Source organism: Vibrio sp. 970 (assembly GCF_033339075.1).
On sequence record NZ_JAWOTW010000382.1, the window covers coordinates 1 to 660 of the forward strand.

At 47.7% G+C, this 660-nt stretch carries 1 protein-coding gene; it reads right to left on the bottom strand.

The genetic code is table 11. The annotated features are described in order from the left end of the window. Positions 1-7: 7 nt before the first annotated feature. The coding region (locus tag R7Q11_RS26825) for a hypothetical protein (RefSeq protein ID WP_225467070.1) at positions 8-660 on the bottom strand (653 nt) is incomplete at its 5' end.

Here is a 660-nt window from a genome sequence, read left to right on the forward strand (position 1 = left end):
CTAAGAATTAAAGCACAACATGGGTAACGCAAAGCTCTTGGCTAAGCGCAACAGAAAATGCTTGGCGCTGCCCATCTAACTCCACCGCAAGTTGGTAGAGATCTTTCGGATCGGGGTCATTCAAATCAGCGTATTTAGGCGCTTCGATCTGAAATAACGCACTGGCATGATCGGCGCGCACATCAATTGGAATATGGTAAGTCATACCATCAAACTTCACTGATGCCGAGACCAAACCCGGCACAAAAGTCTGATAGTAAAGATCCACTTTAAACTCACAACCACCACCGTGGTGCCAGATTTGTTCGGTCGCGACACGATCTAAACGTACGTTGCGAATAAACTGCAGGTAAGGCACTTGCCACACGCCTAAGCGGTCATCGCTTTTTCTATATTCATGATCGGACAGCGAACACAGCTCAGGTTTATCTTCATCAAACAGAAGATCTTCGTCTTCCTCTAAGAACAAGATTTCAAAGCGGTTACGCCCCATTTGCATGTAAGGGCGAATGTCTTTCTTGTAGACATTCTGAGAGCCATCGCAGTCAAACAATGCAACGCCATTCAAACGCACCTCAGCGTGGTAGTCCACCCCACCCAGCACCATTTCAACCGCCGGGAACGCCATCATGGATTCATCCACCTCAATGTCGTGCATCA